The organism is Allobosea sp. WAO (assembly GCF_001509835.1).
Classification (GTDB): Bacteria; Pseudomonadota; Alphaproteobacteria; order Rhizobiales; family Beijerinckiaceae; genus Allobosea.
Genome location: NZ_JXTJ01000018.1, coordinates 80,987 through 104,671, shown reverse-complemented (window position 1 = coordinate 104,671; position 23,685 = coordinate 80,987). Strand labels below are relative to the sequence as shown.

The following is a 23,685-nucleotide window of genomic DNA, read 5'->3' as shown; positions in this document are numbered from 1 at the left end:
GAAATGGGCTCCGAGCGAGACCAGCGGGACGCCTCTTCCTTCTCCCCTTGGGGGAGAAGGTGGCAGCGCGCCTGGCTGCGCCGCCTCGCCTATGCAGGAGCCGGCGTCCTCGCCTTGGCAGCCACTACGACCGGCGCACTGCTCTGGTACGCCTCCGCCCTCCCGCCGCTCGACCTCGCCGCCGCCGGCGACCGCTCGACCGTGGTGCTCGACCGCGAGGGCAAGCTGCTGCGTCCCTTCGTGACCGCCGATGGCCGCTGGAAGCTCCCGGTCGGCGCCACAGATGTCGATCCGCGCTACCTTGCCATGCTCAAGGCCTACGAGGACAAGCGCTTCGACGATCATCTCGGCGTCGACCCTCAGGGCATCATCCGCGCCGCCGGCCAGATGCTGGGCAATGGCCGCATCGTCTCCGGCGGCTCGACGCTGACCATGCAGGTGGCGCGCCTGCTCGAACCGCGCCAGGAACGCTCGCTCTCGGCCAAGCTCAGGCAGGCGGTGCGCGCGCTCGAACTGGAGCGGCGCTTCAGCAAGACTGAAGTTCTCGATCTCTACCTCACCCTCGCCCCCTTCGGCGGCAATCTCGAAGGGGTGCGCGCCGCGAGCTTCGCCTATTTCGGCAAGGAGCCGAAGCGGCTCTCGACCGCCGAGGCGGCCCTGCTCGTCGCGCTGCCGCAATCGCCGGAGACGCGCCGGCCCGACCGCTTTCCGGAAGCCGCGTTCAAGGCCCGCGAGCGCGTGCTCGCCCGGGTCGAGGCCGCCGGCCTCGTCACCCCGGGCGAGGTCGCGGCGGCCCGCGACGAGCCGATCGCGGCAGCGCGAAAGCCCTTCCCGGCGCTCGCTCCCCACACCGCCGAGCAGGTGGTCGCCGAAGCGCCCGCGCAGCGCAGTCACCGTCTCAGCCTCGATGCGCGCTGGCAGGCGAGCCTGGAACAGCTCGCCCGCGAGCGCGCCATCGGCCAGGGACCGCAGCTCTCGATCGCCATTCTCGTCGCCGACAACGAGACCGGCGAGATCCGCGCCTCGGTCGGTGGCGTCGACTATTTCGACGCCGGGCGCGCCGGTTCGCTCGACCTGACGCAGGCCCTACGCTCACCCGGCTCGGCGCTGAAGCCTTTCATCTACGCGCTCGCCTTCGACAATGGCCTCGCCCATCCCGAGACCATGCTGGAGGACCGGCCGACCCGCTACGGGCTCTACGTTCCCGAGAATTTCGACCTCGGCTTCCAGGGCATGGTCAGCGCCCGCAAGGCGCTGCAGCTCTCGCTCAACCTGCCAGCGGTCGAACTGCTCTCGGCGCTCGGACCGCAACGCTTCCTGTCGCGCTTGAAGGATGCCGGCGCCGGCATCGCCATGCCCAGGGAGAGCGGTGCTCCCGGCCTCGCCATCGGCCTCGGCGGGCTCGGCATCACGCTCTCGGATCTGACGCGGCTTTATGTCGGCCTCGCCCGCGGCGGCGAGGTCGTCCCGCTGAAGGTGAAGTCCTCCCGCCCTCATCCTGAGGAGCCGCGAAGCGGCGTCTCGAAGGATGTTTCACCGCCCTCTGGAACCATCCTTCGAGACGCGCCTGACGGCGCTCCTCACAATGAGGGCTCACAATCGATCCGCCTCGTCGAGCCGGTCGCCGCCTTCTATGTCGCCGACACGCTGCTCGGCGCACCGCCGCCGCTCAACGCCGCGCCCGGCCGGATCGCCTACAAGACCGGCACCTCCTATGGCTACCGCGATGCCTGGGCAGTCGGCTTCGACCGCCGGCACACCATCGGCGTCTGGGTCGGTCGTGCTGATAATGGCGCCGTGCCGGGCCTCGTCGGGCGGGCGGTCGCGGCGCCGATCCTGTTCGACGCCTTCGCCCGCATCGGCCACGATCCACGCCCCTTCCTCCAGCCGCCCGGCGTCATCGCCGCGACCAGCGCGACCCTGCCGCCGCCGCTGCGCCATCTGCGCCAGGACCTGCCGAAGACCGTCGCGGCGCTGGCGACGCCGGGGCTGAAGCTCGCCTTCCCGCCCGAGGGCGCCCGCATCGATCTTGCCGCCTCGAGCCCGGAAGGCGGCCGCCCGCAGCTCGGCCTCAAGGTCGCCGGCGGTGTCGCGCCCTTCACCTGGCTGGTCGACGGCGCGCCGATCACCGGTCCGGTCCGGCGCCGTGAGGCGGCCTGGCAGCCGCCCGGCAAAGGTTTCGTGCGGATTTCGGTGGTCGATGCCGCCGGCGCCAGCGAAAGCGTCTCAGTCCGGCTGCAATAAAGAAGGCGCGTCAGGTCCGACGCGCCTTCGGAAACGGAGTAAAAAAGGCCGGGCAGTCCCCCGGCCTTGCGAGGACCTCATTCTGCCGGCTGCGGATGGGCCTTTGCGTGGGCAGCCTCATCGCCATGCACCGGCCGCTGCGCCCGCGACATGTAGCTGTAGGCGACCGGCACGACATAGAGCGTGAGCAGCGTGCCGAAGGTCATGCCGCCGACGATCACCCAGCCGATCTGCGAGCGACTCTCGGCGCCGGCGCCGGAAGCGAGCGCCAGCGGCACCGCGCCGAGCACCATGGCGCCGGTCGTCATCAGGATCGGGCGCAGGCGCAATTCGGCGGCCTCGACCAGCGCGTCGAGCATCTCCTTGCCTTCCTCGCGCAGCTGGTTGGTGAATTCGAGGATCAGGATGCCGTGCTTGGTGATCAGGCCGACGAGCGTGATCAGGCCGATCTGGCTGTAGACGTTCATCGTGCCGCCGGTGAAGTACAACGCGGCCAGCGCGCCCGTCATGGAGAGCGGCACGGAAACCATGATCACCACGGGATCGATGAAGCTCTCGAACTGCGCCGCCAGGACGAGGTAGATGAAGCCAAGCGCCAGCAGGAAGACGAGCAGGATCGACGAGCCCGACTGCTTGAATTCGCGGCTCTGGCCGGAATAGTCGTTCTGGTAGGAAGCTGGCAGTATCCGCGCCGCGGCCTGCTCCAGCACGGTGAGCGCATCGCCCAGCGAATAGCCCGGACCCGGCACGGCGGTGATCGTCGCCGAACGCAGCTGATTGAAGCGGATCAACTCCTTGGGAGCGACGTTCTCCTCGATATGGACGAGGCTGGAGAGCTGCACCGCTTGGCCGCCCCGGCCCATCAGATAGATCGACTGCAGCCCCTGCGGCGTGTTGCGGTCCTGGCCCGCGACCTGCAGCATCACGTCGTACTGCTCGCCATTCATGTTGAAGCGCGTCACCTGGCGGCCGCCGAGCAGCGTCTCCATGGTACGGCCGATCACATCGACGCCGACGCCGAGATCGGCGGCGCGCTGGCGGTCGATCGAGACCTTGATCTGCGGCTTGTCGAGAATGAGGTTGGTCTCGATGTTGGTCAGGGCCGGGTTGCCCTGGACCTCGGCGATCAGACGATCGACGTTCTGCTTGATCTCGGCATAGGAATCCGAGGAGCGCAGCACGAACTCGACCGGCTTGCTGTTGGCGCCGCCCTGACCGAGCGAGGGTGGGTTGGTGGCGAACAAGCGGATGCCGGGGATCTGCGACAGACCCTTGTTGATCTCGGCGACAAGATCCTGCTGCTTGCGCTGCCGCTGCTCCCAGGGCTTCAACCGCGCGAAAGCGATGGCGCGCGTCACGTCCGGGAAGCCGACGATGACGAGATAGGTCTCGACCTCCTGGATCTTGCTGAAATAGTCCTCGACGCGCCGGGCGTAGTCGGCGGTGAAGGACATGGTCGCGCCCTCGGGGGCAACGCCGATCGAGGTGATGGTGCCGCGATCCTCGACCGGAGCGAGTTCCGAACGAAGATTGGTGAAGAAGTAGTAGCTGCCGCCGGCAACACACAGCGCCAGCAGCACGATCACCGGCCGGACCGACAGCGCAAAGCGCAGCGACCGGCGATAGCCGCTGGAGAGCGCCTCGAAGAAGCGCTCGAGCGCATTGTAGAGGAAGTTGTGCTTGTGCTCGTGCCGCAGCAGCTTGGCGCACATCATCGGCGTCAGCGTCAGCGCGACGAAGCCGGAGACCAGCACGGCGCCGGCCAGCGTCAGCGCGAATTCGATGAAGAGCTTGCCGGTGCGGCCGGTGGAGAAGGCCATCGGCGCATAGACTGCGACCAGGGTCAGCGTCATCGCGACCACGGCGAAGGCGATCTCGTTGATGCCCTTGATCGCCGCCTTGGTCGGCTCCATGCCGTCCTCGATATGGCGGTGGATGTTCTCCAGCACGACGATGGCGTCGTCGACTACGAGGCCGATGGCGAGCACCATCGACAGCAGGGTCAGCGTGTTCACCGTGAAGCCGAGCGCATACATCAGCGCGAAGGCGCCGATCAGCGAGACGGGAATGGTGACGAGCGGGATCAGCGTCGCGCGCAGCGAGCGCAGGAACAGGAAAATGATCAGCACGACGAGCACGACCGCCTCGGCGATCGTGGTGTAGACCGCCTTGATCGAGCGATCGATGAAGATCGAGGTGTCGTAGGAGGTCGCGATCGACATCCCATCCGGCAGATCCTCGATGATGCCGGGCAGGGCCAGCTGGACACCGGACGAGACGGTCAGCGGGTTGGCAACCGCCTGCTTGACGATGCCGATCGTCACCGAGGGCGTGCCCTTGAACCAGGCCGCATTGCGCTCTTCGCGCGCCCCGAGCTCGACCTTGGCGACGTCGCGCAGGCGAACCGGGAAGCCGTTCGCGTCCTTAACCGTGATCTGCTCGAACTGCTGAGGCGTGTTCAGGCTGGTCTGCGAGAGCACAGTGAATTCGCGGTCATTGCTTTCGATGCGGCCGGACGGGATCTCGACGTTCTGCGCCCGTAGCGCCGCCTCGATCTCCTGCACTGTGATGGCGTAGGCCGCCATCCGGGCGCGATCGAGCCAGATCCGCATGGCATATTGCCGCTGGCCGAGAATGCGGACCTCGGCCACGCCGGTTATGTTCTGGACGCGGTCTGCGATGAAGCGGTCGGCGAAATCGGTCAGTTCCAGCGGCGAATGGCGCGAACTGGTCAGCGACAGATACATCACCGGCTGGGCGTCCGCCTCTACCTTGGCGATGATCGGCTCGTCGATCTCGTCCGGCAGGCGCCCGCGCACGCGGCTGACGCGGTCGCGGACATCGGAGGCCGCGACATCGGGGTCGACATCCGGGCGGAAGCGCACCGAGATCTGGCTGCGCTCCTGGCGGCTGGTCGAGGTGATCGTCTCGATACCTTCGATACCGGCGATCGAGTTCTCGAGAATCTGCGTGACCTGCGTCTCGATGATCTCGGCGCTGGCGCCGCGATAGGTCGTCTGCACCGAGACGATCGGCTCGTCGATGTTCGGGTATTCCCGGACGGTGAGCCGCGTATAGGAGACGAAGCCGATCAGGACGACGAGCAGGCTGAGGACGGTCGAGAGGACCGGCCTGCGGACGAAGAGTTCGAACAGGCTCATTGCACGCTGCCCGGAGCAGCGCCGGACAATGCGCTCGTCTGGACGCTCGCCTTCTGCTTGATCGAAACGGTCGAGCCATCGCGCAACCGCATCTGCCCGGCCGTGACGAGCTGCATGCCGGGTTTGAGACCGCTCACGATCTCGACCTTGCCGGGAAGGCGCTTGCCGAGCTCGACCGGAACGCGCTTGGCCTTCCCGTTTTCGATGATGAAGACCATCTTGCCGATGCCGTCGGGCACCACGGCGGTCTCCGGCACCACCAGCGCATTGTCGCGTTTGTTGACGACGATGGTGATGCGCGCGAACAGGCCGGGCTTCAGCACGAGGTCGCCATTGGGCACCTTGGCGCGCAGCCTGACCGCGCGGCCGTTGATGTCGACCACCGGATCGATCGCGAAAATCTGGCCGGCGAACGGCTTGTCGGGCACCGCATCGACCTTGAGTTGGACCGGCTGGCCGACCTTGAGCTGGGTCAGGAAGATCTCGGGCACCCGGAAGTCGACCTTGATCGGGTCGATATTGGTGAGCGCGACCAGCGGCTTGCCGACCGAGATGTAGTCGCCGACGCCAACCGAGCGCAGCCCGACCACGCCGGTGAACGGCGCCTTGATCGTCGCCTGGGCGAGTTTCGACTGGACGAGCTGGACACGGGCTTCCTGCGAGGCGAGCTGCGCCGTCGCCTGTTCGAGCGCCACCTGCGTGCCCGCGCCGCGCGAAACCAGCGAGCGGTTGCGGTCATGCGTGTCGCGCGCCAGCGAAAGATCGGCCTGCGCCTGCTTCAGCTCGGCGTCGAGGATGGCGGTGTCGAGCTTGACCAGCTCCTGCCCCTCCTGAACCCGTTCGCCCTCGCGGAAGCCGAGGTGAATCACGCGGCCGGCGATTTCGGAGGCGATGATGATGGATTCATCGGCGGCGAGCGTGCCGAGCGCCTCGACCTCCTCGTTGACGGTCATGCTCTCGACCGCGCCGACCTCGACGGGAACGCCCGGATTCGGCGAGGTCGCGGCGGCCTGTGCCGGCTGACCTACGGCCCGGAAGTGCTTCTGGTAGCCGTAATAGCCGCCACCAGCCAGCCCGGCGATCAGGACGAGAAGGAAGAAACGCTTCATGAGGCTGGACGCTCCGGTGCCGCGCGCTTAACTTAGACTGGACGGTCTAGTTTGATAAGGTCTCAAATAGGCGGAAGAATGTCGGATATGTCGATTGAGGGCCCTATACTCCCCGCAACGACGGAAGCAAGGTCGATGCCGGCCGAGAAATCACGGCCGGATAAACATGACGCGATCACCCGCGCCGCTTCGGAGATGTTCCTGGCCGAGGGCTTCGACCGCACCAGCCTCGACCAGATCGCGCAGCGCGCCGGCGTCTCCAAGCAGACCATCTACAGCCACTTCGCGGACAAGGAGGCGCTGTTCAAGGCGATCTGCGCCGAACTGACTGAAAAGCTGACGATTCCGCTGCGCCAGCAGCCGAAACAGAAGGCCGATCTGCGCAGCATCCTGATCCGCTTCGGCGAGGATGCGCTGGCGATGATGCTGCATCCGGCCTCGCTCGACCTGCATCGCCTGATCGTCAGCGCCTCCGCGCGCTTCCCGGAACTCGGCCGAGCCGCCTATGGGGCCGGCGCCAGCCGGATGATCGAGGAGCTCGGAGCCCTGATCGCCGAGCGTTCACGATCCGGTGATGGCTTTGCCCGGCCCGTCGCGGAGGAGCGCTCCCGCGTCCTCGCCGAGCAGTTTCTCGGCATGATCCGCGGCCTGCATCAGGCGCGTGGCTTGCTCGGCATCGATCCGGCCCCAGCCGCGGCGCTGAAGGCTTATGTCGCCGACTGCGCCGATCTCCTGCTGCGCGGCGCCTGAATCCATAACTGCCGGCGTCACGGCACTGTCATCTGGCGTCGATACCGGTCCCCTCGCTGAATTCGAGGAGACCCGGCGATGCTGCGCATCGAAGGCCTGACCAAACGCTTCGGCGGCAAGGCCGCCGTCGACAATGTCACCCTTTCGATACCGAAGGGCGAGATGGTCGGCGTCATCGGCCGCTCCGGCGCCGGCAAGTCAACGCTGCTGCGCATGCTGAACCGCCTCTCGGATCCGAGCGACGGGCGCATCCTCAGCGGCGAGCGCGACGTCACCTCGCTGCGCGGCGCCGCGCAGCGGGCCTGGCGGCGCGACACCGCCATGATCTTCCAGCAGTTCAATCTGGTCGGCCGGCTCGACGTGCTCACCAACGTGCTGCTCGGCCGCCTGAACCATCGCTCGACGGCGCTGACCCTGGTCAAGAGCTTCTCGCAGGACGACAAGATCCGCGCCATCGCCGCGCTCGAGCGGCTCGACATGGGCCATCTGCTCGCCCAGCGCGCCGAGACCCTGTCCGGCGGTCAGCAGCAGCGCGTCGCGATCGCCCGCGCTCTGGTCCAGGAGCCGCAGATCATCCTCGCCGACGAGCCGATCGCCTCGCTCGACCCGCGCAACTGCCAGATCGTCATGGATGCACTGTTCCGCATCAACCGCGAGGACGGCATCACGGTCATCTCCAACCTGCACCATCTCGATATAGCGGCGAAATACTGCGACCGGCTGATCGGCATGGCCGCCGGCAAGGTCGTGTTCGACGGCCCGCCCCACGCTTTGACCAGCGAGATCGCGGCCGAACTCTACGGAATCGAAGCCAAGGACGCAGGCGCCGAAGCCCTCGATGCGCTCGACGCAATCGCGACCTCGGAAGCCAGGCGCGCCCGACAGAACGTCGCCTGAGCGGACCTGCCGCCGGCTACGCCTACCCCGACCACCCAGCCCACTTAAACGTCCCCTAAGGAGCACTCTCATGCTGACCCGTCGTCATACCCTGACGCTTGCCGCCGGCCTCGCCGCGACGCTGGCGACCCCGGCCTTCGCCCAGGACTGGAAGGCCAAGTATCCTGAGATCGTCTTCGCGATCATCCCGGCCGAGAACGCCTCGGGCGTGACCGAGCGCTACACCCCCTTCGTCAACTATCTCGCGAAGGAACTCGGTACCAAGGTGACGCTGCGCATCGCCAACGACTATGCCGCGATCATCGAAGGCCAGCGCGCCGGCAACATCCACATCGCCTCCTACGGCCCGTCCTCCTTCGCCCGCGCCCGGATGACCGGCGCCAAGGTCGATGCCTTCGCCATCGAGACCAATCTCGACGGCACCAAGGGCTATCATTCGGTCTTCTACGTGAAGAAGGATTCGCCCTATCAGAAGGTCGAGGACCTGAAGGGCAAGAATCTCGGCCTGGTCGACCCGAACTCGACGTCCGGCAACAATGTCCCGCGCTTCGCGCTGAACGGCATGAAGATCGAGCCCGAGACCTTCTTCGGCAAGGTCGTCTATACCGGCAGCCATGAGAACGCGATCATCGCCCTGCAGCAGGGCACGGTCGACATCGTCGCCAACTGGTGGAACGACGAGCAGGAGTCGAACCTGCAGCGCATGGTCCGCAAGAACATGGCCAAGGCCGACGATTTCCGGATCATCTTCAAGTCCGAGCAGATCGTGAACTCGCCGATGGCCTATCTCACCGACCTGCCGGACGAGCTGAAGGCCAAGATCCGCGACGCCGTCCTCAACATCACCACCAAGGACAAGGCCGCCTTCGACAAGATCTATGAAGGCAAGCAGGGCCCGCTCGTCGCCGTTGACAACAAGGCCTACGACCCGATCATCGAGCTGAACAAGTTCGTCGACGAGCTGCGCAAGAAGAAGTCTTCGTAAGCTTTCTCACCCGCTACCGGTCATGGTCGGGCTTGTCCCGACCATCGACGTCTTCGCTTCACTGATCGCGTGCGGTGTCCAAGACGTGGATGCTCGCCACAAGGGCGAGCATGACGGCCGCGGCGCGCACTCGCCGCCCATCCTTCGGCGACGGACTCAGGCAATGACACTCGCGATCGACCGCAACGACACCGCCATCGCCGCCCATGCCGATCTCTACCGGCGCGAAATGGCGACCAAGCGCCTGCAGACCCTGCTCGGCCTCGCGATCTTCGCCATCTGCGTCGTGCTCGCCGGCATCGGCGCCGAGGTCGATCTGAAGAAATTCGCTGACAACGCCTGGCGCTTCCCGAAATACATCCTCGAGACCATGCCGACGCTCCGGCTCGCCACGTTCGGCGCCGATCTCAAGGAATGGTACTGGGGCATCAATGGCTGGCTGAAGCTGCTCTGGCAGACCATCGTCATCGCCTATGTCGGCACCGTGCTCGGGGCCGCCGGCGGCTTCCTGCTCTGCTTCGCCGCCGCCAGCAATCTCGGCCGCTCGACCGGGCTGCGTTGGGTGACGCGCCGCTTCCTCGAATTCTGCCGCACGGTGCCGGAGATCGTCTTCGCGCTGATCTTCGTCATTGCCTTCGGCCTCGGCCCGCTGCCGGGCGTCCTCGCCATCGCCATCCACACCATGGGTGCGATGGGCAAGCTCTTCTCAGAAGTCGTCGAGAACATCGACATGAAGCCGGTCGACGGCCTCACCGCCACCGGCGCCGGCTGGTGGCAGACCGTACGATTCGCCGTCGTACCGCAGGTTCTGTCGAATTTCGCGAGCTACACGCTGCTGCGCTTCGAGATCAATGTCCGCGGCGCCTCGATCATGGGCTTTGTCGGCGCCGGCGGCATCGGACAGGACCTGATCGAGGCGATCCGCAAATTCTACTTCACCGATGTCAGCGCCATCCTGCTGCTGATCATCGTCACCGTCATGCTGATCGACTACGGCACCGAGCGTCTGCGCCACGCCTTGCTGAGCCTGGAGCATCGCACATGAGTCTTGCCCTCTCGGCCGCCGACCGCGCCGCGCTCGTCGCCCGCCACAAGACCGCGATCGACGGCTCGCTTCGGACGAAAATCATCACGCTCGCCGTCATCGGCGGCCTCGTCGGGCTTTTCGTCTACGGCCTGACCACGCTCGAGACCTCCTTCGCGCGGATCTTCGCCGGCTTCGCCAATCTCGGCACCTTCGTGGTGCTGATGTTGCCGCCCGATCCCGGCTCGCTCGCCCGGGCGATCATCTTCGTGAAGGCGCTGTTCGAGACCATCGCCATCGCCTTTCTCGGCACCATCCTGGCGGCGATCCTCGCCTTCCCGCTCGGCTTCCTCGCCGCCAAGAACGTCGTCGCCAACCGCGTCGTGCACTTCTTCGCCCGGCGCTCGATGGATACGGTGCGCGGCGTCGACGCGCTGATCTGGGCGCTGATCTGGGTCAATGTCGTCGGCCTCGGCCCCTTTGCTGGCATGCTCGCGATCATGACCAGCGATCTCGGCGCCTTCGGCAAGCTGTTCTCTGAGGCGATCGAGGCCGCCGATCGCAAGCCAGTCGACGGCGTCGCCTCCGTCGGCGGCGGCAAGCTGCACGAAATCCGCTTCGGTCTTATCCCGCAGGTGCTGCCGGTCATCGCCAGCCAGGTGCTGTACTACATCGAGTCCAACACCCGCTCCTCGACCATCATCGGCATCGTCGGCGCCGGCGGCATCGGCCTCTACCTCGCCGAGACGATCCGCACGCTCGAATGGCAACAGGTCTCCTTCCTGATCCTGCTGATCCTCGCGGCGGTCACGGCGATCGACTTCCTCTCCGGCAAGCTGCGCTTCGCCATCATCGGCAAGCGGGCGGTGTGACACTCTCCCCGTCATGGTCGGGCTTGTCCCGACCATCCACGACTTTGCTTCGCTGATCGAACACGGTTTTCGAGACGTGGATGCTCGCCACAAGGGCGAGCATGACGGAGACGGACAAGCTGCGCCGTTCACTCCCCGAAGGGTTCGACCACCATCTCCATCCGCTCGCCGGCGAAGGCGCTGTTGACAATGTGGATCGGCGTCAGGTCCGGCAGGGCGTCGAGCCCATGCGTCTGCAGCACCGCCAAGCCCGGCGCGAGTTGCAGAAGTTTCGCCTCGCGCTCGCTCGCCAACCGCGCCGCCAGCCGCGTCGAGCTCCGGACATAGTCGGGGATGCCGCAGGCCTTGAAGGCGGCGGTGATCGAAGCGCCGGCCTCGGTCAGGATCGCGTCGAAACCAGGAAAACGCTCGGCCGACAGATAGTGGATGCCCGTGCCGACCGGCGTCCCTCCCGCGCGGCTCAAGGTTTCTATCGCCCAGAGCGGTGAGCCCTCCGGCAGTCCCAGCATCGCGCAATGCTGCGCTTCGCCGCTGACGATCTCAGCCGACAGCACCGAGCTCGACACGGCAATACCGGCTGCGCCGAAATTGGTACGCATGCTGACCCGGCGGCCGAGCCGATAGGGAAAGCGCGGCGCCGTCACCTGCGTGCCCCGGCCGCGCGACACCGTGACGAGCCCGCATTCGGCGAGATGACGGAAGGCCTGGCGCACGGTGTGGCGGTGCACGCCATATTGCTCTGCGAGCGCCACCGAGGCCGGTAACGTATCGCCCGGCCGGTACTCGCCCTGCTCGATCGAGGCCGCCAGCGCATCGGCGATCCGCCGCCAGGCCGTCCCCGCTTCGCCGGCCGCTGTTTCGGAAGCTGTATCCGTCATGAAAACTTCATCTGAAATGTATAGACCTTTTGCGGGTTCAGATCCATGATAGTCTAGACATTAGAGATTGGCGAGAGGCCGCACCGGATGACTCAAACCGCAACACGGCAGCATTGGATGGCCGTGCTGGCCCGCGCCTCTCATCGCGAGATCGAGGCGCTTCTGGCACAGGCTGGCCCCCTGCCGGCCCATGAGATTCTCAAGGCGCCCGAGACCGGCACCGTCATGGTCGAGGGCCGCGCCGGTGGCGCCGGGCAGCGCTTCAATCTCGGCGAGGCGACGGTGACACGCTGCGTCGTCCGGCTCGGCGGCGGCACGATGGGCTTTTCCTATGCGCTCGGCCGCGATGGCGCCAAGGCGCGGCTGGCGGCAATCACCGACGCGCTGCTCCAGAGCGAGACCGAGGCCGGCCCGCTGCGGCGTGGCGTCGGCGCATTGGCCGAGAAGCAGCAGGCGGCCCGCGAGCTCGCCTCGCGCAAGGCGGCCGCGACCAAGGTCGATTTCTTCACGCTGGTCAGGGGCGGCTGATGGCAACGAACGAAACCCTGATCGGCGCCGGTTTTTCAGACCCGGTCTTCCAGTCGCAAACGGCCTTCCGGGCCCTGCTGGCGGCTCTCTCCGAGCCCGGCCAAGTCTGTGAGCTCGCCATCGCGGTCGAGCCGCCGGCCGGGCTCGCGCGCGCCACCGCCCTCGCTCTCTTGACCCTCGCCGACTACGAGACGCCGATCTGGCTACCCGCCTCACTGCGCGACGGGCCTGCCGGCGCCTGGCTGCGTTTCCATTGCGGCGCGACCCTCGTCGAGGATCCCGCCCGCGCCGCCTTTGCCGTCATCGACGGCGCGTCGCCGGAGCCGAAGCTTGCCGCCTTCAATCCCGGCGACGATCAGTTTCCCGACCGCTCGACCACGGTGATCGTGCAATGCGCCGCGCTCGCCGGCGGAGAAACGATGACGCTCGAGGGCCCCGGCATCGCCGGGAGCTGCGCGATCGCTCCGTCCGGCCTGCGTCCCGGCTTCTGGGACGAAGTCGCCGCCAATGGCGCGCTCTATCCCTGCGGCGTCGATCTCATCCTGAGCCATGGCGCGCATCTCATCGGCCTGCCGCGCTCGACGCAAATCCAGGAGACCCGCTGATGGGAGACCCGCTGATGCCCCGCCGGGAGCTTTACTGATGTATGTCGCGGTCAAGGGCGGCGAAGCCGCCATTCTCGCCACCCATGATCTCGTCGCCGAGGCGCGCCGCGGCGACGAGAGCGTACCGGAACTCGCAGTCGCCCAGATCCGCGAGCAGATGGGTCTCGCCTGCGGTCGCGTGATGAACGAGGGCTCGCTCTACGATCCCGATCTCGCCGCGCTGGCGCTGAAGCAGTCGCAGGGCGATGCGATCGAGGCCGCCTTCCTGATGCGGGCCTATCGGACCACCTTGCCGCGCTTCGGCTCTTCCGAGCCGCTGGATACGGCCAAGATGGCGATCCGTCGCCGCGTCTCGGCGACCTATAAGGACCTGCCGGGCGGCCAGGTGCTCGGCCCGACCTATGACTATACCCACCGGCTCTTCGATTTTTCGCTGATGGGCGAGGCGACGCCGGGCGAGGCGCAGGCCCGCCCGGCCACGCATCCGCTCGACGCTTCGATGCCGCGTGTGCCGGATATTCTCGGCGCCGAGGGGCTGATGGAGGAGGAGGCGCCGCCGGAAGGCGATCCGCGCCCCTTCGACCTGACCCGCGAGCCGGTTTCCTTCCCGGCCGAGCGCGATGTCCGCCTGCAGGCGATGGCGCGCGGCGACGAGGGCTTCCTGCTCGGCCTCGGCTATTCCGTCCAGCGCGGCTTCGGCAACAGCCATCCCTTCGTCGGCGAGGTCCGGGTCGGGGAGGTCTCGGTCGAATTCACGCCCGAAGAGCTCGGCTTCGCCGTCGATCTCGGCGAGATCACCCTGACGGAATGCCAGATGGTCAACCAGTTCGCCGGCTCGAAGGACGTGCCGCCGCAATTCACCCGCGGCTACGGGCTCTCCTTCGGCCATAGCGAGCGCAAGGCGATGTCGATGTCGCTGGTCGACCGGGCGCTCAAGGCGCGCGAGTTCGGGGAAGCGGCGACCTATCCGGCGCAGCAGGACGAGTTCGTCCTCTACCACTCCGACAATGTCGAGGCGGCCGGCTTCGTCGAGCACCTCAAGCTTCCGCACTATGTCGACTTCCAAGGCGAGCTCGAACTGATCCGCCGTATCCGCAGGGAGCGGCAGGAACGCCAGGACAAGCTCGCCGATCAAGCGGGCGAAGCGCTGCCGGAGGCCGCGGAATGAACACGCATCTGAATGTCGGCGAAGATACCAAGCCGGCTTACAATTACGCCTATCTCGACGAGCAGACCAAGCGGATGATCCGCCGGGCCCTGCTCAAGGCGGTCGCGATTCCCGGCTACCAGGTCCCGTTCGGCTCGCGCGAAATGCCGCTCGCCCGCGGCTGGGGCACCGGCGGCATCCAGGTCACCGCCGCGATCATCGGCCCGGAGGACCGACTCAAGGTCATCGACCAGGGCGCCGACGACACCACGAATGCCGTCTCGATCCGCCGCTTCTTCGAGCGCACCGCCGATGCGCGCACGACCGAGGCGACCGACGAGGCGACGATCATCCAGACCCGCCACCGCATCCCGGAGGCGCCGCTGAAGGCCGGCCAGATCATGGTCTATCAGGTGCCGCAACCCGAGCCGCTCAGAAAGCTCGAGCCGCACGAGGCCGAGACGCGCAAGATGCACGCCTGGGGCGAATACGGGCTGATGCAGGTCAAACTCTACGAGAACATCGCCCGCTTCGGCGAGGTGACGACGACCTATGACTACCCGGTCATGGTCAATGGCCGCTATGTCATGGCGCCCTCGCCGATCCCGAAATTCGACAATCCGAAAATGCAGATGTCCCCGGCGCTGCAGCTCTTCGGCGCCGGGCGCGAAAAGCGCATCTATGCGGTGCCGCCGCATACCAGCGTGCGCAGCCTCGATTTCGAGGATCACCCCTTCCGCATCCAGAGCTGGGAGCAGCCCTGCGGCCTCTGCGGCGCCGCCGATTCCTATCTCGACGAGGTGGTGATCGACGACCAGGGCGGGCGCATGTTCGTCTGCTCCGACAGCCATCATTGCGAGACGCGGCGGGCGGAAGGCCACCGCGGCGCCATGCTCGCCGACGCCTCGGCGCTGCATCTGGTCGAGGACGAGGCCAAGTCATGAACATGCAGGTCAATCCGCAGGAACTCGCGCTCGATCCGCAGCCGCTGCTCTCGGTCGCCGGCGTCTCACGCTTCTATGGCGAGCGCATCGGCTGCGCCGATGTCGCCTTCGATCTCTGGCCGGGTGAAGTGCTGGGCATCGTCGGCGAATCCGGCTCCGGCAAGTCGACCCTGCTGCGCTGTCTCGCCGGCATCGACAAGCCCGATCGGGGCGAAGTGCTGTTCCGCGGCGGCGCCGAACCGCTCGACATCTATTCGGTCGCCGAGCAGGAGCGACGCCGGCTGATGCGCACCGCCTGGGGCATCGTCCACCAGAATCCGCGCGACGGCCTGCGCATGGACGTCTCGGCCGGCGGCAATGTCGGCGAGCGCCTGATGGATAATGGCGCGCGCCATTACGGCAAGATCCGCGAGACCGCGCTCGACTGGCTGCAGCGCGTCGAGATCGCCGCCGGCCGCATCGACGACCGGCCGCGCCAGTTCTCCGGCGGCATGCAGCAGCGCCTGCAGATCGCCCGCGTGCTGGTCTCCGAACCCAAGCTCGTCTTCATGGACGAGCCGACCGGCGGCCTCGACGTCTCCGTCCAGGCGAGGCTGCTCGACCTCCTGCGCGTGCTGGTGCGCGATCTCGGCCTCGCCGCGATCATCGTCACCCACGACCTCGCCGTCGCGCGCCTGCTCACCGACCGGCTGATGGTGATGAAGGATGGCCGCGTCGTCGAGCAGGGCCTCACCGACCAGGTCCTCGACGATCCGCACCACGCCTATACCCAGCTCCTCACATCTGCGGTGCTGACGGTATGAGCCTCTCGTCGCACTCGCTCCCGTCATGGTCGGGCTTGTCCCGACCATCCACGTCTTCGTTCTTCAAGAGCGGTGTTCAAGACGTGGAGGCTCGCCACAAGGGCGAGCATGACGGTCGGGCTTCCGTCACATCCTCGTCACCGCGCCGGCACAAGGCACTGATCCCATGACCACGATGATCCAGGTCGAGAACGTCGCCAAGGCATTCACCCTGCACAATCAGGGCGGGGTGCGCCTGCCCGTGTTCGACAACGTCAACTTTTCGGTCGCTGCCGGCGAGGCGCTCGTGCTGGCCGGTGCTTCCGGCGCCGGCAAATCGAGCCTGCTGCGCATCCTCTACGGCAATTACCGGCCGACTTCGGGCCGGATCGCCGTCACCCATGCCGGCAGGCCCATCGACATCGTCACCGCCGTGCCGCGCACCGTGCTCGACATCCGCCGCCGCACGCTCGGCTTCGTCTCGCAGTTCCTGCGGGTCATCCCGCGCGTCTCGGCGCTCGACATCGTCCGCGATCCCCTGCTGGCCCGGGGCGCCAGCGCCGAGGAAGCGAGCGCGCGCGCGAAAGCCATGCTGGCGCGGCTCAACCTGCCGCAGCGGCTCTGGGACCTCGCGCCGGCGACCTTCTCCGGCGGCGAACAGCAGCGCGTCAACATCGCCCGTTCCTTCGTCGATCCCTCGCCGATCATGCTGATCGACGAGCCGACCGCCTCGCTCGACGCCGGCAACCGCAATGTCGTGGTCCAGCTGATCGCCGAAGCCCGTGAACAGGGCTCGGCCATCGTCGGTATCTTCCATGACGAGGCCGTGCGAGAGGCAGTCGCAACCCGCTATCTCGACATCACCGATTTCCGGAAGGCCGCCTGATGACCACCATCCTCACCAATGCCAGGCTGATCCTCGAGAACGAGATCGTCGACGGCACCATCGCCTTCGACGAGAGCGGCATCCTCTCCATCGACCAGGGCCGCTCCTCGCTGCCGGCCGCGATCGACGTCCAGGGCGACTATGTCGCGCCCGGCCTCGTCGAGATGCACACCGACAACATGGAAAAGCACTTCATGCCGCGCCCCAAGGTCTTCTGGCCGAACGGGCTCGCGGCGGCGCTGGTCCATGACGCGCAGATGGCGGCCGCCGGCGTCACCACCGTCTATGACGCAATCTGCGCCGGCACGCCCTTCTCGGCCAAGGACTATCGCAAGGATATCTTCGCCGACGTGATGGAGGCGCTCCGGCTCGGCACCGCCGAGGGCGTCTTCCGCATCGACCACCGCATCCATATGCGCTGCGAATTGACCAGCCCCGACCTGCTCCGGGATATCGAGCCCTATCAGGACGACAGCCTCGTCCAGCTCGTCTCGCTGATGGACCACACGCCCGGCCAGCGGCAATGGCGCAACCTGGAGGATCTGCGGACTTATGCGCTGGGCACCGGCAAGACCCAGGCCGAGTTCGAGGAGGATGTCGTCGTCCGCCAGCGCGAGGGCGGCGCGAATGTCGCGCGCAACTGGAGCGCCGTGGTCGAGATGTTCCGCTCCCGCGGCATCCCGATCGCCACCCATGACGACACCACGCTCGACCATGTCGAGGCGGGCATCGCCTCGGGCGCGGTGATCTCGGAATTCCCGACCACGATCGAGGCCGCAGAGGCTGCCAAGCAGCACGGCCTCGCCACCATTGCGGGTGCGCCGAACGTCGTCCGCGGCGGCTCCCATTCCGGCGGCGTTTCGGTCTCGGAACTGGCCGAGAAGGGCCTGCTCGACGGGCTCTCCTCCGACTATGTGCCGGCGAGCCTGCTGCAGGCCGTGCTCAAGCTCCACGCCGCCCATGGCGTCGCGCTGCCGGAGGCGATGGGCATGGTCACCTGGAAGGTCGCCGACATTCTCGGCCTCCGCGATCGCGGCCATCTCAAGCCGGGCCTGCGCGCCGACCTGCTGCGCTTCCGGACGCTGGGCGCGACGCCAGTGCTCAATGCCGTCTGGTCGCAGGGCGAGCGCGCGTTTTGACCGCAACCGCGCCGCGCTACGCCATCTATTTCGCGCCCGCCGCCGATAGCGCCCTCTGGCGCTTCGGCAGCACGACTCTGGGTTATGACGCCATCACCGGCGGTGAGGTGCCCCATACGGTACCGCCGGGCTGCGAGGCGCTGGATTGGCCGGCTCTCACCGCCGAGCCACGCCGCTACGGCTTCCATGCGACGCTGAAGGCGCCGTTCGAGCTCTCGCACGGCCGCAGCGAGGGTGCGCTACGCGCCTTCGCCCGCAATTATGTCGCCGGCCGCGCCCCGGTCGCGCTCGCCGGCCTCTCCGTCAACGCCCTCGGTCACTTCATCGCCCTGACCCCGGCCGAGCCGAGCCAGGCGTTGCAGGACTTCGCCTTCGACGTCGTCCAGGCCTTCGAGCCGTTCCGGGCACCGCTCTCGGAAGCCGATCTGGCGCGCCGGCTGCAGAGCCCGCTGACTCCGGCGCACCGGGCCTATCTCGAGGCCTTCGGCTACCCTTATGTCGGCGACGCCTTCCGCTTCCACATGACGCTGACCGGCGCCCTGCCGCAGGACCTCGTGTCCCCCGTCAAAGCCACGCTCGCCGCCGCGCATGCGCAGGCGGTCCCGCCCGGCGAGGTGCTGCTCGACCGGATCGCGATCTTCAAGCAGGCGGACCGCTCGAGCCGCTTCACCCTGCTCGACGCCCTGCCTTTCGGCTGAAGCGCGAGGCGGGGCGTGTCAGGCGGGCTCGGCCAAGGCGCGCAGCAAGCCGACCAGTTCGTCAGCCCCTTCGGCGATCGTCCGGTCGTTGACGATCCGCCGCAATGCGGCGCGCCCCGTCAGCAGTGGCGCCTCGCGAGCAAGCCGGGCCGCGATCTCGGCCTCGCTTTCGCGCCCGCGCGCCGCGAGACGCTTCGCCAGCACCGCCGCCGGCGCGGTGATCTCGATAACGACGACACGCTCCGCCAACGCTTCGGCCTGCGAGATCGCGCCGCGCGAGATATTGGCGATCACCACCTGCCCGCCGGCGATCCCGGCGAGCTCGCGCGCCGGGATGCCGTAATGCAGGCCATGGGCGGCCCAGCTCAGAGCGAGCTCGCCGCGCGCCCGCGCAGCCGCGAAGGCAGCCTCGTCGCAGCTGTCATGGTCCTCCGCCCCGGCCAGCGCCGGACGGGTGATCAGGCGGCGCGCAAAGCGGAAGCCTTGGTCGTCGGCGAGCGCGCCGCGAGCGCCCTCCATCAGCGCATCCTTGCCGGCTCCGGACGGGCCAACCACCAGCACCAGCACGCCGGTTGCGACCGGCGCTGCAATCATCGTTTCAGCAAAGGAATTCGTCATGGTGGCCAAGAAGCTCGGGCTTGAACCGGTGATCGACCCCACCGCCAGGGTTCGGCAGGCGGTGCTCGGCCGCTATACCGAGATCGGCGCCCGCACCGCCTTCGCCGAGTCCAGTCTCGGCGACTACTCCTATGTCGTGAACGACGCGGATGTCATTTACACGACAATCGGCAAGTTCTGCTCGATCGCCGCCCATACCCGCATCAATCCGGGCAACCACCCGATGCAGCGGGCGAGCCAGTCGCATTTCAGCTACCGCTCATCGGCCTATTTCGAGGATGCAGAGGACGATGCCGATTTCTTCGCCTGGCGCTGCTCGACCCCGGTCAGCATCGGCCATGATGTCTGGATCGGCCATGGCGCCATCATCCTGCCGGGCCGCAGCATCGGCACCGGCGCCGTCGTCGCCGGCGGCGCGGTCGTCACCAAGGATGTACCGGACTACACCATCATCGCCGGAAACCCGGCCCGCATCATCCGCCGGCGCTTTCCGGAGGCGATCGCCGAGCGGCTGAAAGCGCTCGCCTGGTGGGACTGGGAGCATGCGCGCCTACGCGCTGCGCTCGCCGACTTCCGGGTGCTCAGCGTTGAGGACTTCCTCGAGAAATACGGGGTGTAACGGCAAGCGCGCGTCATGCTCGGGCCTGCCCCGAGCATGACGCGGCAAAAGCACAGCCTTAGCCCTTGGCCTTGGCGGCCTTGGCGCGCTCGATTGCTTCGACGATCAGTTGCTTGGCCTTGGCGGCGTCGCCCCAGCCGGTGAGCTTCACCCATTTGCCGGGCTCGAGATCCTTGTAGTGCTCGAAGAAGTGCTGGATCTGGTCGAGCGTGATCTGCGGCAAGTCCGTGTAGTTCGTCACGTGCTCGTAGCGCTTGGTCAGCTTCGGCACCGGCACGGCAATGATCTTCTCGTCGCCGCCCCCCTCGTCCTCCATCATCATCACGCCGATCGGGCGGACAGCAATGTAGGACCCAGGCACCAGCGGGCGCGTATTGGCGACCAGCACGTCGCAGGGGTCGCCATCCTCGGAGAGGGTGTGCGGGATGAAGCCGTAGTTCCCGGGATAGCGCATCGGCGTATAGAGGAAGCGGTCGACGAAGAGCGTGCCGGCCTCCTTGTCCATCTCGTATTTGATCGGTTCGCCGCCGATCGCGACCTCGATCACGACATTGACTTCGTCGGGGGGATTCTTGCCGATGGAGATGGCGTCGAGGCGCATGAACTTGACCTGTCTATGGACGATACTGGCGCGCCTTATGCCGGCTTGTGTCGCAAAGGCCAAGTCCGACCTTCAGCCCGCCTTGCAAGCGGGGCTGCAAGTCCGCAACTCCCTGCGAGATTTGCGCGCCGCCTCCGGCACTGATATCGGGCGGGCTATGGACGAAAGCAGGACGAGATGCTGAACCGCTTGCGGCGGGACGAGGACCGCTATGCCAGGCGCATGGCACGGATCGCGCGCTGGGACCGCCCGCTCGGCGGCCGGCTCGACCGCCTGCGCGCCTGGACCAACATGCTGCTGGTCGACCACGGCATCTTCCGGCTCGCCTATCTCAACGCCCATCGCGTCACGCCGCGGCTCTGGCGGGCGGCGCAGCCAGCGCCGGGCGACATCGCCTGGTTCGCCCGCCAGGGCGTGCGCACCATCGTCAATCTGCGCGGCGGGCGCGAGCACGGCTCCTGGCAGCTCCAGCGCGAGGCCTGCGAGCGCCACGGCATCGCCCTGATCGACTTCGTGCTGCGCTCGCGCGGCGCCCCCGATCGCGAGACCATCCTGTCGGCGCCGCAGTTCTTCCGGGACCTGCCCCTGCCGGCGCTGGTACACTGCAAATCCGGCGCTGACCGCGCCGGCTTCTTCGCCGCGCTGTATCTACTGGTCCACGAGAAGCGCCCGCTCAAGGAGGCGATGGCCGCGCTCTCCTCCCGCTACGGCCATTTCCGCTTCGCCAAGACCGGCATCCTCGATGCCTTCTTCGAGGCCTATGAACGCGAGGGCGAAGCCAAAGGCATCGCCTTCCTCGACTGGGTCGCCGATTACTACGATCCGGAGCGCCTCGAGCGCGAGTTCAAGCCGGGCTTCCTGTCATCGCTGCTCGCCGACCGGCTGATCCGGCGCGAATAGGGCCGGAACTGCGGGCGCCGCGCCCCGTCCCGCGTTCAGATGCGCGAGCCCTGAGGCAGCCTCCCAGCCGCACCGCGGCCGCCGAAGCCGGTCCAGGTCAGGCAGGCATGGGCACCCATCCGCAGCAGCGACATGACGCCGACCGCGCAGAGCAGCGCTGGCGACAGCTTGCCGAACCAGGCGATGATGGCGACGGTCGCGACCGCGGCGACGGCGTTGATGACCATCGGGTGCTGCGGGTCGCGCGACAGCGTGCCGATCTCGTTCAGCGGCGAAACCAAAGCGATGCCGGCATAGAACAGGCTCAGGATCGCCAGCACGGCACCGATGCCATGCCACTGCGTCTCCTCGAGCCAGGGATCGAGGATCAGTGCGAAACCGGCGGCGCCGGCGAAGAGTGCGAAGGCGACGACGACCAGACCGACCGTCAGGATGCGGGCCCAGCGGCGGCGCGCCGGGCCTTGCCGGCGGCGCAGGCTGCTCATCACCAGCGGCAGCGTGACTGCACCGAACATCTGCGTGGGAACGTCGAGCAGGCGCATGGCGAGCGCGACATGCGCGGCGAAGATCGGATCGGACGTGAATGGCAGCGCGAATAATGGCGCCACCGAGAAGCCGAAGGAAAGCAGGGCAGAGGGCAGCAGGAAACGCGGTGCCGCGCTCCATTGCCGGGCCGAGCGCCGCAACTCCCGCAGCGACCACTCGGCGCGCAGGGCAAGCTGCTGGAAGGCGAAACGCCGGCGCCAGCTGAGATAGGTGGCTGAGACGGCATGGCCGATCGCATCGGCGGCGAACAGCGCCAGCGAGGAAGCACCGAACGGCAGGATCAAGGCCAGCATCGCACTCGGCTGGATCAGGGCCTGCACCAGGCCGGCATTGCCGATCGCCCGGAAGTCGCCCTCGGCCGTGGCCTCCGCCGTCGCCAGCCGGATCGCCGCCCGGCCGGCGAGGGACAGCACGAAGAGGGCGGCATGGCCGGCCAGGACGAGGCCCAGGCCCGAGGAGACGAACGCCGCCAGCGCGACCAGAGCCAAGAAGCCGCATCCGGCGACCAGCGAAAGCCGGAAGGCGCGCCCCAGCCGATCCGGATCGCTGTTCTGGAAGAATACCGTTTCGAAGCGCAGCAGGGCCGCTATCGACAGGAAATTGGCGAGGGCCGAATAGATCGCAAAATCGGCGAACATCTGCGGCGGGCAGAGCAGGGCCGCGATCAGCAGCCCCCAGACCGAAAGGAAACGCGCCTGAACATAGCGCAACGCCAGCATCAGCCCGGCCGCGCCACCGCCGCCCGGGCGCAATGTGCGCAGCGCGTTCTGTGCCAGCTCCGGCCGTACGGCCGAGAGCGGCGCCAGCGCCCGCTCGAAAGTCACATGCGCAGCCATGCCTACGGCCTCGCTCGGGATACTCAGGGACTGTTTCCCCGCCACTTTCCCGGTTCCAGCGGCGGCCTTGCGAAAGCGGGACGAAACTCGGCGTGCCGACCTTCGCATTCCGCGCCGCAACATCGAGAGTGCGCTCACGTAGTTAATAGATCCTTGACGAAACCCCGCGAGTTCCGACTGCGGCCCTCCGTTTCAGGGCAGCGCGTGGCGACAAGATGGCGGCAGCTTTCCCTACGTCGTTCACCTGACGTTTGGGCGTGCCGATAAAGCCGTCGCTTGCGGGCCTTCGCGAGCCAGACGCGACAAGGCGACGCGCCATGCTTGTGCCGCAATGAAAATGCCTCCGGCCGAATCCGGACGGAGGCATGGGTGGTGGTGGCCCGGAAACAGCGGCCTTCCCGGTCACCTCACCGCGACCGGGACCGGCTCAGGCGAAATCGCGCTGCAGGGCTTCGAACTTGGAAACCTGGTCGGCGAGCAACTCGCGCTTCTCGTCGCGCCGGACGAAGACCTTGAACATCGCCTCGCCGGCGCCGTTGAAGAACTGCACCGAGCAGGAACGGCGACCATGGAACTGCCGGTCGACCAAAGCGATGGTCTGGCAATTGCCTGCCTTGATGTGGCCGCCGATCGGGCTGTCGCCATGGATGTTGTAGTAGCCGTGGCCGAAGGAGCCGACCGGCAGCGAGCCCTCGCATTCGAGCACGATGTCCGGCGTATGCACGATGAAGAGCACCGTGCCCCAGCTCGAGAGCTCCAGCCACAGCGCCTCGAAGCGCTCGGCCGGGATGAAGCGGCGCTGGTCCTCCGGCGCCGCCTCGAGCACTGCGAGCGTCGACACGCCGACCTCGCGGGCGATCGCCTCGATGACGCCATCCGGCTTGGCGGCGAGCGCCTGCCTGACGCGTTCCATGGG

The 23,685-nt window shown here is 67.2% G+C and carries 23 protein-coding genes; 16 read left to right on the top strand and 7 right to left on the bottom strand.

What is annotated here, in order from left to right; all coding sequences use genetic code 11:
* Window positions 1-3 precede the first annotated feature (3 nt).
* Complete coding sequence (gene pbpC, locus DK26_RS26385) at window positions 4-2,244, top strand: penicillin-binding protein 1C (protein WP_083533622.1); 2,241 nt, start codon at window positions 4-6, stop codon at window positions 2,242-2,244.
* A 77-nt stretch (window positions 2,245-2,321) separates the two neighbouring features.
* On the opposite strand, the gene DK26_RS26380 is transcribed toward pbpC, so the two are convergent.
* The gene (locus DK26_RS26380) at window positions 2,322-5,405 is read right to left on the bottom strand and encodes an efflux RND transporter permease subunit (RefSeq protein WP_066479246.1); all 3,084 of its coding nucleotides are present in this window, start codon (window positions 5,403-5,405) and stop codon (window positions 2,322-2,324) included.
* Complete coding sequence (locus tag DK26_RS26375; RefSeq protein WP_066479244.1) at window positions 5,402-6,514, bottom strand: efflux RND transporter periplasmic adaptor subunit; 1,113 nt, start codon at window positions 6,512-6,514, stop codon at window positions 5,402-5,404. The genes DK26_RS26380 and DK26_RS26375 overlap by 4 nt, the downstream gene beginning before the upstream one ends.
* Window positions 6,515-6,649: 135 nt before the next feature.
* On the opposite strand from DK26_RS26375, the gene DK26_RS26370 reads away from it, so the two are divergent.
* The 5 genes from DK26_RS26370 (at window position 6,650) to phnE (DK26_RS26350) (ending at window position 11,042) form a co-directional block, all read left to right on the top strand.
* Window positions 6,650-7,264, top strand: a complete 615-nt coding sequence (locus DK26_RS26370) for a TetR/AcrR family transcriptional regulator (RefSeq protein ID WP_066479242.1) — start codon at window positions 6,650-6,652, stop codon at window positions 7,262-7,264.
* Window positions 7,265-7,342: 78 nt separating this feature from the next.
* A complete protein-coding gene (gene phnC, locus DK26_RS26365; RefSeq protein ID WP_066479240.1) occupies window positions 7,343-8,161 on the top strand; it encodes a phosphonate ABC transporter ATP-binding protein in 819 nt (272 codons plus the stop codon).
* A gap of 70 nt (window positions 8,162-8,231) precedes the next feature.
* Window positions 8,232-9,146: a phosphonate ABC transporter substrate-binding protein gene (gene phnD, locus DK26_RS26360; protein ID WP_066479238.1), complete on the top strand. Its 915-nt coding sequence runs from the start codon at window positions 8,232-8,234 to the stop codon at window positions 9,144-9,146.
* Between the two features lie 163 nt (window positions 9,147-9,309).
* Window positions 9,310-10,191 carry a phosphonate ABC transporter, permease protein PhnE gene (gene phnE, locus DK26_RS26355; RefSeq protein ID WP_066479620.1) on the top strand — a complete coding sequence of 294 codons (882 nt, stop codon included), beginning with the start codon at window positions 9,310-9,312 and terminating at the stop codon, window positions 10,189-10,191.
* Complete coding sequence (phnE, locus tag DK26_RS26350) at window positions 10,188-11,042, top strand: phosphonate ABC transporter, permease protein PhnE (protein WP_066479235.1); 855 nt, start codon at window positions 10,188-10,190, stop codon at window positions 11,040-11,042. Before phnE (DK26_RS26355) ends, phnE (DK26_RS26350) begins: the two co-directional genes overlap by 4 nt.
* A 128-nt stretch (window positions 11,043-11,170) precedes the next feature.
* Here the strand turns inward: phnE (DK26_RS26350) and phnF are convergent, their stop codons facing one another.
* Window positions 11,171-11,920, bottom strand: a complete 750-nt coding sequence (gene phnF, locus DK26_RS26345; protein ID WP_066479233.1) for a phosphonate metabolism transcriptional regulator PhnF — start codon at window positions 11,918-11,920, stop codon at window positions 11,171-11,173.
* Between the two features lie 87 nt (window positions 11,921-12,007).
* Between phnF and phnG the strand changes: the two genes are divergently transcribed.
* The 8 genes from phnG to DK26_RS26305 all read left to right on the top strand — a co-directional run bounded on the left by phnG (window position 12,008) and on the right by DK26_RS26305 (window position 18,649).
* Window positions 12,008-12,448 (top strand): phosphonate C-P lyase system protein PhnG, encoded by a 441-nt coding sequence (phnG, locus tag DK26_RS26340; protein ID WP_083533620.1) that lies wholly within the window; start codon window positions 12,008-12,010, stop codon window positions 12,446-12,448.
* Window positions 12,448-13,053 (top strand): phosphonate C-P lyase system protein PhnH, encoded by a 606-nt coding sequence (phnH, locus tag DK26_RS26335; protein ID WP_066479229.1) that lies wholly within the window; start codon window positions 12,448-12,450, stop codon window positions 13,051-13,053. Before phnG ends, phnH begins: the two co-directional genes overlap by 1 nt.
* A gap of 37 nt (window positions 13,054-13,090) precedes the next feature.
* Window positions 13,091-14,221 carry a carbon-phosphorus lyase complex subunit PhnI gene (locus tag DK26_RS26330; protein ID WP_066479227.1) on the top strand — a complete coding sequence of 377 codons (1,131 nt, stop codon included), beginning with the start codon at window positions 13,091-13,093 and terminating at the stop codon, window positions 14,219-14,221.
* Window positions 14,218-15,144 carry an alpha-D-ribose 1-methylphosphonate 5-phosphate C-P-lyase PhnJ gene (locus tag DK26_RS26325; protein ID WP_066479225.1) on the top strand — a complete coding sequence of 309 codons (927 nt, stop codon included), beginning with the start codon at window positions 14,218-14,220 and terminating at the stop codon, window positions 15,142-15,144. The genes DK26_RS26330 and DK26_RS26325 overlap by 4 nt, the downstream gene beginning before the upstream one ends.
* Complete coding sequence (phnK, locus tag DK26_RS26320; protein WP_157089858.1) at window positions 15,141-15,947, top strand: phosphonate C-P lyase system protein PhnK; 807 nt, start codon at window positions 15,141-15,143, stop codon at window positions 15,945-15,947. The genes DK26_RS26325 and phnK overlap by 4 nt, the downstream gene beginning before the upstream one ends.
* A 166-nt stretch (window positions 15,948-16,113) precedes the next feature.
* On the top strand, window positions 16,114-16,812 hold the full coding sequence (gene phnL, locus DK26_RS26315) for a phosphonate C-P lyase system protein PhnL (RefSeq protein WP_066479224.1): 699 nt from the start codon (window positions 16,114-16,116) through the stop codon (window positions 16,810-16,812).
* The gene (locus tag DK26_RS26310; RefSeq protein WP_066479223.1) at window positions 16,812-17,951 is read left to right on the top strand and encodes an alpha-D-ribose 1-methylphosphonate 5-triphosphate diphosphatase; all 1,140 of its coding nucleotides are present in this window, start codon (window positions 16,812-16,814) and stop codon (window positions 17,949-17,951) included. The genes phnL and DK26_RS26310 overlap by 1 nt, the downstream gene beginning before the upstream one ends.
* A complete protein-coding gene (locus DK26_RS26305) occupies window positions 17,948-18,649 on the top strand; it encodes a DUF1045 domain-containing protein (protein ID WP_066479221.1) in 702 nt (233 codons plus the stop codon). Before DK26_RS26310 ends, DK26_RS26305 begins: the two co-directional genes overlap by 4 nt.
* 18 nt (window positions 18,650-18,667) lie before the next feature.
* Here DK26_RS26305 and phnN read toward each other — a convergent pair whose 3' ends face one another.
* Complete coding sequence (gene phnN / locus DK26_RS26300) at window positions 18,668-19,267, bottom strand: phosphonate metabolism protein/1,5-bisphosphokinase (PRPP-forming) PhnN (protein ID WP_248310112.1); 600 nt, start codon at window positions 19,265-19,267, stop codon at window positions 18,668-18,670.
* Between phnN and DK26_RS26295 the strand changes: the two genes are divergently transcribed.
* Window positions 19,266-19,886, top strand: a complete 621-nt coding sequence (locus DK26_RS26295) for a DapH/DapD/GlmU-related protein (protein ID WP_066479219.1) — start codon at window positions 19,266-19,268, stop codon at window positions 19,884-19,886. The two genes, phnN and DK26_RS26295, sit on opposite strands and share 2 nt — an antisense overlap.
* Before the next feature lie 58 nt (window positions 19,887-19,944).
* On the opposite strand, the gene ppa is transcribed toward DK26_RS26295, so the two are convergent.
* The gene (ppa, locus tag DK26_RS26290) at window positions 19,945-20,487 is read right to left on the bottom strand and encodes an inorganic diphosphatase (protein ID WP_066479218.1); all 543 of its coding nucleotides are present in this window, start codon (window positions 20,485-20,487) and stop codon (window positions 19,945-19,947) included.
* A gap of 177 nt (window positions 20,488-20,664) precedes the next feature.
* On the opposite strand from ppa, the gene DK26_RS26280 reads away from it, so the two are divergent.
* Window positions 20,665-21,387, top strand: coding sequence for a sulfur transferase domain-containing protein (locus tag DK26_RS26280; RefSeq protein ID WP_066479212.1), 723 nt, complete (start codon window positions 20,665-20,667; stop codon window positions 21,385-21,387).
* Between the two features lie 35 nt (window positions 21,388-21,422).
* Here the strand turns inward: DK26_RS26280 and DK26_RS26275 are convergent, their stop codons facing one another.
* Both DK26_RS26275 and hutX read right to left on the bottom strand, forming a co-directional pair.
* Window positions 21,423-22,769, bottom strand: coding sequence for a hypothetical protein (locus tag DK26_RS26275; RefSeq protein WP_066479211.1), 1,347 nt, complete (start codon window positions 22,767-22,769; stop codon window positions 21,423-21,425).
* Between the two features lie 427 nt (window positions 22,770-23,196).
* Window positions 23,197-23,682, bottom strand: a complete 486-nt coding sequence (gene hutX, locus DK26_RS26270) for a heme utilization cystosolic carrier protein HutX (protein ID WP_066479613.1) — start codon at window positions 23,680-23,682, stop codon at window positions 23,197-23,199.
* Window positions 23,683-23,685: the final 3 nt, after the last annotated feature.

Excerpts from the sequence above, each read along its gene's own strand:
- pbpC (WP_083533622.1), top strand. The coding sequence starts at position 4 with ATGGGCTCCGAGCGAGACCAGCGGGACGCCTCTTCCTTCTCCCCTTGG.
- DK26_RS26380 (WP_066479246.1), bottom strand. The coding sequence starts at position 5,405 with ATGAGCCTGTTCGAACTCTTCGTCCGCAGGCCGGTCCTCTCGACCGTC.
- DK26_RS26375 (WP_066479244.1), bottom strand. The coding sequence starts at position 6,514 with ATGAAGCGTTTCTTCCTTCTCGTCCTGATCGCCGGGCTGGCTGGTGGC.
- DK26_RS26370 (WP_066479242.1), top strand. The coding sequence starts at position 6,650 with ATGCCGGCCGAGAAATCACGGCCGGATAAACATGACGCGATCACCCGC.
- phnC (WP_066479240.1), top strand. The coding sequence starts at position 7,343 with ATGCTGCGCATCGAAGGCCTGACCAAACGCTTCGGCGGCAAGGCCGCC.
- phnD (WP_066479238.1), top strand. The coding sequence starts at position 8,232 with ATGCTGACCCGTCGTCATACCCTGACGCTTGCCGCCGGCCTCGCCGCG.
- phnE (WP_066479620.1), top strand. The coding sequence starts at position 9,310 with ATGACACTCGCGATCGACCGCAACGACACCGCCATCGCCGCCCATGCC.
- phnE (WP_066479235.1), top strand. The coding sequence starts at position 10,188 with ATGAGTCTTGCCCTCTCGGCCGCCGACCGCGCCGCGCTCGTCGCCCGC.
- phnF (WP_066479233.1), bottom strand. The coding sequence starts at position 11,920 with ATGACGGATACAGCTTCCGAAACAGCGGCCGGCGAAGCGGGGACGGCC.
- phnG (WP_083533620.1), top strand. The coding sequence starts at position 12,008 with ATGACTCAAACCGCAACACGGCAGCATTGGATGGCCGTGCTGGCCCGC.
- phnH (WP_066479229.1), top strand. The coding sequence starts at position 12,448 with ATGGCAACGAACGAAACCCTGATCGGCGCCGGTTTTTCAGACCCGGTC.
- DK26_RS26330 (WP_066479227.1), top strand. The coding sequence starts at position 13,091 with ATGTATGTCGCGGTCAAGGGCGGCGAAGCCGCCATTCTCGCCACCCAT.
- DK26_RS26325 (WP_066479225.1), top strand. The coding sequence starts at position 14,218 with ATGAACACGCATCTGAATGTCGGCGAAGATACCAAGCCGGCTTACAAT.
- phnK (WP_157089858.1), top strand. The coding sequence starts at position 15,141 with ATGAACATGCAGGTCAATCCGCAGGAACTCGCGCTCGATCCGCAGCCG.
- phnL (WP_066479224.1), top strand. The coding sequence starts at position 16,114 with ATGACCACGATGATCCAGGTCGAGAACGTCGCCAAGGCATTCACCCTG.
- DK26_RS26310 (WP_066479223.1), top strand. The coding sequence starts at position 16,812 with ATGACCACCATCCTCACCAATGCCAGGCTGATCCTCGAGAACGAGATC.
- DK26_RS26295 (WP_066479219.1), top strand. The coding sequence starts at position 19,266 with ATGGTGGCCAAGAAGCTCGGGCTTGAACCGGTGATCGACCCCACCGCC.
- phnN (WP_248310112.1), bottom strand. The coding sequence starts at position 19,267 with ATGACGAATTCCTTTGCTGAAACGATGATTGCAGCGCCGGTCGCAACC.
- ppa (WP_066479218.1), bottom strand. The coding sequence starts at position 20,487 with ATGCGCCTCGACGCCATCTCCATCGGCAAGAATCCCCCCGACGAAGTC.
- DK26_RS26280 (WP_066479212.1), top strand. The coding sequence starts at position 20,665 with ATGCTGAACCGCTTGCGGCGGGACGAGGACCGCTATGCCAGGCGCATG.
- DK26_RS26275 (WP_066479211.1), bottom strand. The coding sequence starts at position 22,769 with ATGGCTGCGCATGTGACTTTCGAGCGGGCGCTGGCGCCGCTCTCGGCC.
- hutX (WP_066479613.1), bottom strand. The coding sequence starts at position 23,682 with ATGGAACGCGTCAGGCAGGCGCTCGCCGCCAAGCCGGATGGCGTCATC.